This window comes from Ferrimonas sediminicola (assembly GCF_005116715.1).
In the GTDB taxonomy this organism is placed as follows: Bacteria; Pseudomonadota; Gammaproteobacteria; order Enterobacterales; family Shewanellaceae; genus Ferrimonas; species Ferrimonas sediminicola.
In genome coordinates this window covers 42,920-51,061 of sequence record NZ_SWCI01000018.1, presented here as the reverse complement: position 1 = coordinate 51,061, position 8,142 = coordinate 42,920, and the positions used below count along the sequence as shown (strand labels likewise).

The following is an 8,142-nucleotide window of genomic DNA, read 5'->3' as shown; positions in this document are numbered from 1 at the left end:
TGACCAGGTCACCGCTTTTACCTTGAACTCCACACTGTACTGTTGAGTTCGTTTTCCTGTCTTGTAGGCAGGCATTCTGACACCTCAATCTATCGATTTTGGTGTCCACTAAAACGGGTCAACTTCAAATCCCTCTTAAATTGCTTGTTATACGTTTATATTTCTGATGATCTTATTGCATGCACTAGCAACATCAGAACGATAAAACTTAATCGTCTCAACTAACTCTTTATCGGCTTTTGCAAGAAACTCCTCTGAGCAATTCACCCGAACATGATTAAGTGGTAAATGATCCGTCTCCGATGCTATGAGACCAAATACGTGGTAATTAGTGTCCCAACATTGCCCATACATTTCGTTTCCAATACGCGATAATGCAATTATGTTTTCTAAATAATTTTCATCTGTTTCGAGTAGGTTCTTTGCAAGTTGAATCGCATCTTCAGACATTTGCTTACCTCCGATTTCCCAAAAACGTATAACAGTTTAATATGCGGAACCATTCCGCCTTTTGCTCAATAACATGGTCCGCTTTTCCCCAACGACCTATCGAGCAAAGTCGGACACATACTGCTTAAAATCAATATATTAGACTAAAAAACCGATCTCCTGAACAGTATGAGTGCGTGCAACCCACCCTTGCCTTGCGGAAAGGCGGCCATCGACTATAACTGTATATACATACAGTATCGTGGAATTTGCCATGTCCTCGCCTTTCCTGTCCTACATCACCGAGCAGATGCGCGCCAGACGCTATCGCGAAAACACCATCCGGACCTACTGTCTCTGGATAAAACGCTTTGTTCACTTCTGCGGCAGGCGCCACCCCAGAGAGGTCGGCGACCAAGAGGTGGAGCAATTTCTTAGCTATCTGGCCAATCAATGTGCATTGGCACCGCGGACCCAGAGTACGGCGCTTAACGCCCTGGTGTTCCTCTATCGCTGCATACTGTGTCGTCCACTCGGACTCTCGTTGGAGTTTCAGCAGTCACGCAGGCAGCCTAAATTGCCCGTTGTATTAACCATTGACGAGGTTACCACCCTGCTTCGACATGCCCCGGGCCGGTACCGGCTTCCCATGCAACTGATGTATGGCAGTGGTTTACGAAAGAGCGAGACCTACCGTTTGCGGGTCAAGGATATCGACTTCGGCTACGCGGGCATCCAGGTTTGGAACAGCAAAGGGGGAAAACATCGTCGGGTCACATTGGCCCCTGAGCTTTTCCCGGCCCTGAAGAATCAGATTGACCACGTTGGCCGATACCTGGCTGAAGATCGGCAAAACCCCAGCTACCAGGGGGTGAGCCTTCCCTTCGCCCTGGCCCAAAAGCTGCCCAATGCGCCATTCGAGCTCGGCTGGCAATTTCTCTTTCCGTCGGCACAGTTAAGCAGGGATCCGGTTGACGGTGCGTTAAGGCGGCACCATATCCACCCATCCGCGCTCAGGAAAGCGGTCAGAGCCACGGCCCAGCGCAGTGGCATCGACAAGCAGGTCACCTGCCACACCCTTCGACACTCCTTTGCCACTCACCCGCTTCAGCGGGGCACCGACATTCGCACCATTCAGTCCCAACTGGGCCACAGCGATCTAAGGACCACTCAGATCTACACCCATGTGCTGCAGATGGGGGCCGATGGCGTGCAAAGCCCACTCAGCCAGTTGGGCCTCGACAAGGGCGGAGTTGGCAATCACTAACCCATATACACATGAAATATATCAGATTAATTTCTATCTACTGAGTTTCTAGGGCATGGCTCCGCCACGGCGCCGTCTCATGGGAGGGCGCAGACACTCACGGGCAGTGTTGATTGTTAATGGACTACTCTACCTCAGTAACATGGGTTAAACAAAATTCCAGATCAAACACTTAGCCATAAGGGATTGCCCCAGCGGCGGCACTCCGCCGAAGCGGCGTTCGTTTGGAGCAGAGGGGCGAATGCGCTTGGGCTGACCCGATATCGCCCACTCGCAAGTCACCGCTGATCTGCCCCAGGGCGGCATCTGAAACCACCGCAAGGACGAGGGAGGCCGGAACCGGCGGCATTGGGGTGAGTAACTCGCTGGTATCTGTCGCTGAGGGTTCCCCCTCAGGCTGGGTTAGAGAAGCACCTCCACCATGGTACGGTCTCGTTTGGGCAGGGAACGCACTACCAGGGCATAGGAGTTGTCGATCATCCGCTGGATCTCGCCGGTGGGAATGGAGCCATCCAGAATCACCGTGTTCCAGTGCTTCTTGTTCATGTGGTAACCGGGCACGACCGCGTCGAAGATGTCCCGCAGGGCCAGGGCCTCGTCCGGGTCGCACTTGAGGTTCATCCAGTAGTGGCGCTTGTCCTGGCCCAGGGCCAGAGTGGCAAACATCCTGCCCTTGACCTTGAACACCGCCACTTCCGGCCCGAACGGGGTATCCAGAAGGCAGCAGGGTCGCGCCAGAAGGTAGGATTTGGCCTGTTGATGATCCATGGTCACCTCCGCTGTGGTTAGGACAGGCACTGCTGATGTTGGCGAATGGCGTTAACTACCTCATAGGGGTTATCTGTCCCCAGGCGGATTATCTTGCCACAGTGCAGCCGAAGTTCCACCGCGTAGTGACCCGACACCTGGTACACCCAGCCGCTGCGCCCCAGGTGAATGGGCCAGCGGCCGTCTTCACTGCGGCCGATGACCGACACCTGATCGATCTCGCTGAGAGAGAGTTGCCGGCGCCACACCCTGGGACCGAAGTACCAGCGCAGGAAACCGGGGTGCACCTCGATGGTCAGCGAAATGAGCAGCCCGCCCACCAGCAGCACCAGGGCACAAAGCAGCAGGGTCGCCGGGCTGTCACACCCCACCCACCACAAAGTCACCATCAAGGCGGTGAGCCCCGACACCATCAATCCACTGAACTGAGTCCGCCTGTAGAGTGCGCCCACACGCTGCTCTCCCTGAGTCTGACGCCAGTCTCCATGCTAGAGGCAGTGCCGAACCCCAATCTTGATCCTGAGCAGAAACCCGGGCGATTTTTCGAACTTTTCTCGTATTTAATGCGGCTAAAGCGGACCTAGGCCGGAGTCTGCCGGAGACCGAACGCCATGGCCCGAACCACCTGGTCCAGCTGCGCCGGGGCGATGATGTAGGGAGGCATGATGTAGACCAGCCGGCCGAAGGGGCGGATCCACACCCCCTGCTCCACGAACGCCCTCTGGATCTCGGCCACGTTCACCGGCTCATGGGTTTCCACCACCCCGATGGCCCCGAGCCAGCGCACCGATTTCACCACCGGCAGGGCCGCCAGCGGCGGCAGCCGCTCAGCCAGTTGGGCTTCGATGGCGGCAACCTGGCCCTGCCAATGGCCTTCGTTGATCAGGTCCAGGCTGGCGTTGGCGACGGCGCAGGCCAGGGGGTTGCCCATGAAGGTGGGCCCGTGCATGAAACAACCCGCCTCACCGGAGCAGACGGTATCGGCCACATGCTTGCTGGTCAGGGTCGCAGCCAGGGTCAGGTAGCCGCCGGTCAGCGCCTTGCCCAGGCAGAGGATGTCCGGGCTGATGTCGGCATGCTCACAGGCGAACAGCTTGCCGGTACGGCCGAAGCCGGTGGCGATCTCGTCGCAGATCAGCAGCACCCCATGCTCGTCGCACAGCGCCCGCACCTGGCGCAGGAACTCGGGGTGGTAGAAGCGCATCCCCCCGGCCCCCTGGACAATGGGCTCGAGGATCACCGCCGCCAACTGGTGGCGATTGGCGACGAACATAAGGCGAAAATCGTCGAAATCCGCCGGATCCCAGGGATCAGAGAAGCCCCCTTCCGGCGAATCGGCGAACAGGTGCTCCGGCAGGAACCCCTTGTAGAGGCTGTGCATGGAGTTTTCCGGGTCGGTCACCGACATGGCGGCAAAGGTGTCGCCATGGTAGCCGTGGCGCAGGGTCAGGAACTTGGCCCGCCGCTCCCCCTTGGCGGCCCAGTACTGCAGGGCCATCTTCAGTGCCACCTCCACCGACACCGAGCCCGAATCTGCCAGGAACACCTTCTGCAACGGCTCCGGGGTCATGGCCACCAGCTTGCGGCACAGCTCCACCGCCGGCTTATGGGTGATGCCGCCGAACATCACGTGGGACATCCGTTCCATCTGGGCGGCGGCGGCCTGGTTCAGCCTCGGGTGGTTGTATCCGTGAATGGCGGACCACCAGGAGGACATGCCGTCGATCAGCCGTCGACCATCCTCCAGGGTCAGGTGAACCCCGTCGGCCCGGGTGACCGGGTAGCAGGGCAAGGGGTCCAGGGTGGAGGTGTAGGGGTGCCAGACATGGTCTTGGTCGAACTGAATGTCGATGGTCATTTTTTGATCAGCAGTCAATGGTTGAACCTGTTGTTGGTTGACAGTCTATCGGCTTGAATTAGACTAGCCAAGCATTTACCTATAACCACACACTGATTGGGGAGCCGCCGTGGAGCTGCGACATAACTGGACCCGGGAAGAGGTCGACACCCTGTTTAACCTGCCTTTTATGGAGCTGATGTTCCAGGCGCAGCAGGTCCACCGCCAATATCACGATCCCAGCAAGGTGCAGGTGAGCACCCTGCTCTCCATCAAGACCGGCGCCTGCCCCGAGGACTGCAAATACTGCCCGCAGAGCGCCCACTACCGCACCGACATCGACAAGGAGCGACTGATGGAGGTGGAGCAGGTGCTGGACTCCGCCCGCAAGGCCAAGGCCGCCGGCTCCCAGCGCTTCTGTATGGGCGCCGCCTGGAAGAACCCCAAGGAGCGCGACATGCCCTACCTGGTGGAGATGATTCGCGGCGTCAAGGAGATGGGCATGGAGACCTGCATGACTCTGGGGATGCTGGATGCCCATCAGGCCAAAGAGCTGGCCAACGCCGGTCTGGACTACTACAACCACAATCTGGACACCTCCAGGGAGTACTACGGCAACATCATCACCACCCGCACCTACCAGGACCGGCTGGACACCCTGAGCCACGTCCGTGACGCCGGCATGAAGGTGTGCTCCGGCGGCATCATCGGCATGGGCGAAAGCGCCGACGACCGCTTTGGCCTGTTGGTGGAGCTGGCCAACCTGCCCACCCATCCGGAGAGCGTGCCGATCAACATGCTGGTGAAGGTCAAGGGCACCCCCATGGAGGAGGCCGAGGATGTGGAGGCCTTCGACTTCGTCCGCCTGATCGCCATCGCCCGCATCATGATGCCCCAATCCGCGGTGCGCCTCTCCGCCGGCCGGGAAAACATGAACGAGCAGATGCAGGCGCTGTGCTTCATGGCCGGGGCCAACTCGGTGTTCTACGGCTGCAAGCTGCTGACCACCCCCAACCCCTCCGAAGACAAGGACCTGCTGCTGTTCAACAAGCTGGGGATCAACTCGGAGCACAGGTCACAGCGTCCCGACGTGGCCGAGGCGGACGCCCTGATGGCCAGGGTCAGCCACAACATCGCCTCCCGCCCTGGCGATGAGGATCTGTTCTACGATGCCGGCCGCTGATCCGCTCGAGGCGCGCATCGCCCAGGCCCTGGCCGACCGACAGTCCCAGGGCCTGCTGCGCCACCGCCAGCCGATACACCGGCTGGAGGGGGCGAAAATCAGGGTGGATGGCAGGCTCTACCACCACTTCTGCGGCAACGACTACCTGGGCCTGGCGGAGAGCGAGGCGATCCACCAGGCGTGGCAGGAGGGCCTGCGCCGCTTTGGCGCCGGCAGCGGCGCCTCCCCCTTGGTCACCGGCCATCACCAGGTCCACCAGGATCTGGAACAGCAGCTGTGTGACTGGCTGGGGTTCGAGGCCGCACTGCTGTTCTCCAGTGGCTTCGCCGCCAATCAGGCGGTGATCCACGCCCTGATGCACAAGGGCGATCTGCTGCTGCAGGACAGGTTGAATCACGCCTCGCTGCAGGAGGCGGGCCACCTGTGTCCCGCCACCATGAAACGCTTTGCCCATAACGACTGCGCCGACCTGGACCGTCGCCTCGACGGCGCGGAGCCCGGCACCCCCAAGCTGGTGATCACCGAGGGGGTGTTCAGCATGGACGGGGATCTGGCCCCCCTGGCCGAGCTACGCCAGCTGTGTGATAGACAGGGCGCCTGGCTGATGGTGGACGACGCCCACGGCTGCGGTGTGCTGGGCCCCGAGGGCCGGGGCAGCAGCGCCGCCGCCGCCATTCAGCCCGACATCCTGGTGGTCACCTTTGGCAAGGCCTTTGGCTGCGCCGGGGCGGCGGTGCTCTGCAGCAATCAGCTGGCCCAATACCTGATCCAGTTCGCCCGTCACCTGGTCTATTCCACCGCTCTGCCCCCGGCCCAGGCCTGTGCCCTGGCGGAGTCGGTGCGGCAGATTCGGTCCCAGCAGTGGCGCCGAGATCGGCTGATGACCCTGTCCCGGCTGCTGACCTCCGGGCTGGACCCGGCCATCCCCCTGATGAACACCCCCACCCCCATCAAACCGCTGATGGTGGGCGACAGCCACAAGGCGCTGGCCCTGTCGGCGGCGCTCAGGGAGAAGGGGCTCTGGATCGGCGCCATCCGGCCGCCGACGGTACCCGCCGGCCAGGCGAGGCTGAGACTGACCCTGAGCGCCAGTCACAGCGATGAGCAGCTTGTCGCCCTGGCCGAGGCACTGAATGAGGTATGGCATGCTGCCCAGACCCGATAACGCTCAACCGATGCACAACAAGGAAGCGATTGGCCGCGCCTTCGGCCGGGCGGCTGACAGCTACGATCGCCACGCCCAGTTTCAACGACTGGTGGGTGAGCGCCTGCTCAGCCTGGCCGGTCCCATGCCGGTGGGACAGGTACTGGACCTGGGCTGTGGCAGCGGCCATTTCACCGAACGGCTACTGGCCCAGGGTCATCGGGTTCTCGCCCTGGACCTGGCGCCACCGATGCTGACCCGCACCCGCAGTCGCTGCCCCCAGGCACTGTGCCTGCAGGGGGACGCCGACGCCCTGCCGCTGGCGCCGGGTTCGTTCGATATGGCGTTCTCCAGCATGGCGCTGCAATGGAGTCAGGATCTGACCGCCGCCCTGCGCCAGCTGAGAGCCTGTCTGCGTCCCGGCGGGCGACTGCTGCTGAGCACCCTGGTCCAGGGGTCCCTCACCGAACTGGCCCGGGCCTGGCAGCAGGTGGACCATCGGCCCAGGGTCAACCCCTACCCCAGTGAGGAGGTGCTGCGGATCGCCGTGGCCGCCGCCGGGTTCAACCCCGGCCAGCTGACTTTCGAGACCGTCACCCTTCACTACGACTCCGCCCTGGCGGTGATGCGCGCCCTGAAGGGGGTCGGTGCCACCCACCTGCACCAGGGAGAGGGACACCGCCTGCTGGACCGCACCACCCTGGCCAGGCTGGAACGCGCCTACCAGGCACAGAGTCAACCCAGGACCCCGGCCGGACTGCCCCTGAGCTACCGGGTCTGCTACGGAGTGCTTACCCTTGACTGACACCTACTTTGTGACTGGCACCGACACCGACATCGGCAAGACCCTGGCGGCCAAGGCGCTGCTGCAGGCGGTCAATGCCCTGGGCATGCGTACCGCAGGCTACAAACCGGTGGCCGCCGGCTGCGAACAGACCTCGGAGGGGCTGAGAAATGGCGATGCCCTGACCTTGCAGCGTGCCGGCTCGGTTGCCCTGGATTATGCCAGCGTCAACCCCTATGCCCTGACCCGGCCCCTGTCCCCCCACCTGGCCGCCCCGATGGACAACGTTAACATTGATGCCGCGGTGTTGACCCAGGGATTGAGGCAGTTGCAGGCGAGCGCAGATGTGGTGGTGGTAGAAGGTGCCGGAGGCTGGCTGGTGCCGCTGTCGGACACCCAGAACCTGAATCAATGGGTGATTGAGCACAGGCTGCCAGTGATCCTGGTAGTGGGGATTCGTCTGGGGTGCCTGAACCATGCCCTTCTGAGCAAGCGAGTGATTGAAGCCGACGGCCTGAGGCTGGCCGGCTGGATCGCCAACCATGTGGACCCCAACGCCGCCTGCCAGCAGGAGAACCTGGCCTATCTGACCCGGCATCTGGGAACACCGCTGTTGGGCCGGATCCCCCATCTTCAGGAGACCGGCGGCGATGTCGGCCACTACCTGGACCTTTCAGCGCTGACCCTCCAGGGTCGACAGCCCCCGGGCTCTCTATGACAATCCAGGGAC

9 protein-coding genes are annotated in these 8,142 nt (G+C 61.5%); 5 read left to right on the top strand and 4 right to left on the bottom strand.

Annotated elements, in window-relative coordinates; all coding sequences use genetic code 11:
- Nucleotides 1–147: 147 nt before the first annotated feature.
- Nucleotides 148–450, bottom strand: coding sequence for a hypothetical protein (locus tag FCL40_RS17345; RefSeq protein WP_136854551.1), 303 nt, complete (start codon nt 448–450; stop codon nt 148–150).
- A 253-nt stretch (nt 451–703) separates the two neighbouring features.
- Between FCL40_RS17345 and FCL40_RS17340 the strand changes: the two genes are divergently transcribed.
- Complete coding sequence (locus FCL40_RS17340; protein WP_136854550.1) at nt 704–1,696, top strand: integron integrase; 993 nt, start codon at nt 704–706, stop codon at nt 1,694–1,696.
- 402 nt (nt 1,697–2,098) lie between these two features.
- Here the strand turns inward: FCL40_RS17340 and FCL40_RS17335 are convergent, their stop codons facing one another.
- The 3 genes from FCL40_RS17335 to bioA form a co-directional block, all read right to left on the bottom strand.
- On the bottom strand, nt 2,099–2,464 hold the full coding sequence (locus tag FCL40_RS17335; RefSeq protein ID WP_136854549.1) for an MmcQ/YjbR family DNA-binding protein: 366 nt from the start codon (nt 2,462–2,464) through the stop codon (nt 2,099–2,101).
- A gap of 17 nt (nt 2,465–2,481) precedes the next feature.
- Nucleotides 2,482–2,916: a hypothetical protein gene (locus FCL40_RS17330; RefSeq protein WP_136854548.1), complete on the bottom strand. Its 435-nt coding sequence runs from the start codon at nt 2,914–2,916 to the stop codon at nt 2,482–2,484.
- 128 nt (nt 2,917–3,044) lie between these two features.
- Nucleotides 3,045–4,322: an adenosylmethionine--8-amino-7-oxononanoate transaminase gene (bioA, locus tag FCL40_RS17325; RefSeq protein ID WP_136854547.1), complete on the bottom strand. Its 1,278-nt coding sequence runs from the start codon at nt 4,320–4,322 to the stop codon at nt 3,045–3,047.
- 169 nt (nt 4,323–4,491) lie between these two features.
- Between bioA and bioB the strand changes: the two genes are divergently transcribed.
- Genes bioB through bioD form a run of 4 tightly spaced genes read left to right on the top strand, consistent with a single transcriptional unit; the run spans nt 4,492 to nt 8,130 of the window.
- Nucleotides 4,492–5,484 carry a biotin synthase BioB gene (gene bioB, locus FCL40_RS17320; RefSeq protein WP_229360369.1) on the top strand — a complete coding sequence of 331 codons (993 nt, stop codon included), beginning with the start codon at nt 4,492–4,494 and terminating at the stop codon, nt 5,482–5,484.
- The gene (gene bioF, locus FCL40_RS17315) at nt 5,471–6,649 is read left to right on the top strand and encodes an 8-amino-7-oxononanoate synthase (RefSeq protein ID WP_136854545.1); all 1,179 of its coding nucleotides are present in this window, start codon (nt 5,471–5,473) and stop codon (nt 6,647–6,649) included. The genes bioB and bioF overlap by 14 nt, the downstream gene beginning before the upstream one ends.
- Nucleotides 6,630–7,433, top strand: coding sequence for a malonyl-ACP O-methyltransferase BioC (bioC, locus tag FCL40_RS17310; protein ID WP_169307169.1), 804 nt, complete (start codon nt 6,630–6,632; stop codon nt 7,431–7,433). Before bioF ends, bioC begins: the two co-directional genes overlap by 20 nt.
- Complete coding sequence (gene bioD, locus FCL40_RS17305) at nt 7,426–8,130, top strand: dethiobiotin synthase (protein ID WP_136854543.1); 705 nt, start codon at nt 7,426–7,428, stop codon at nt 8,128–8,130. The genes bioC and bioD overlap by 8 nt, the downstream gene beginning before the upstream one ends.
- The last annotated feature ends 12 nt before the right edge of the window (nt 8,131–8,142 follow it).

Coding starts and splice junctions, on each gene's coding strand:
- FCL40_RS17345 (WP_136854551.1), bottom strand. CDS start 450: ATGTCTGAAGATGCGATTCAACTTGCAAAGAACCTACTCGAAACAGAT.
- FCL40_RS17340 (WP_136854550.1), top strand. CDS start 704: ATGTCCTCGCCTTTCCTGTCCTACATCACCGAGCAGATGCGCGCCAGA.
- FCL40_RS17335 (WP_136854549.1), bottom strand. CDS start 2,464: ATGGATCATCAACAGGCCAAATCCTACCTTCTGGCGCGACCCTGCTGC.
- bioA (WP_136854547.1), bottom strand. CDS start 4,322: ATGACCATCGACATTCAGTTCGACCAAGACCATGTCTGGCACCCCTAC.
- bioB (WP_229360369.1), top strand. CDS start 4,492: ATGGAGCTGATGTTCCAGGCGCAGCAGGTCCACCGCCAATATCACGAT.
- bioF (WP_136854545.1), top strand. CDS start 5,471: ATGCCGGCCGCTGATCCGCTCGAGGCGCGCATCGCCCAGGCCCTGGCC.
- bioC (WP_169307169.1), top strand. CDS start 6,630: ATGCTGCCCAGACCCGATAACGCTCAACCGATGCACAACAAGGAAGCG.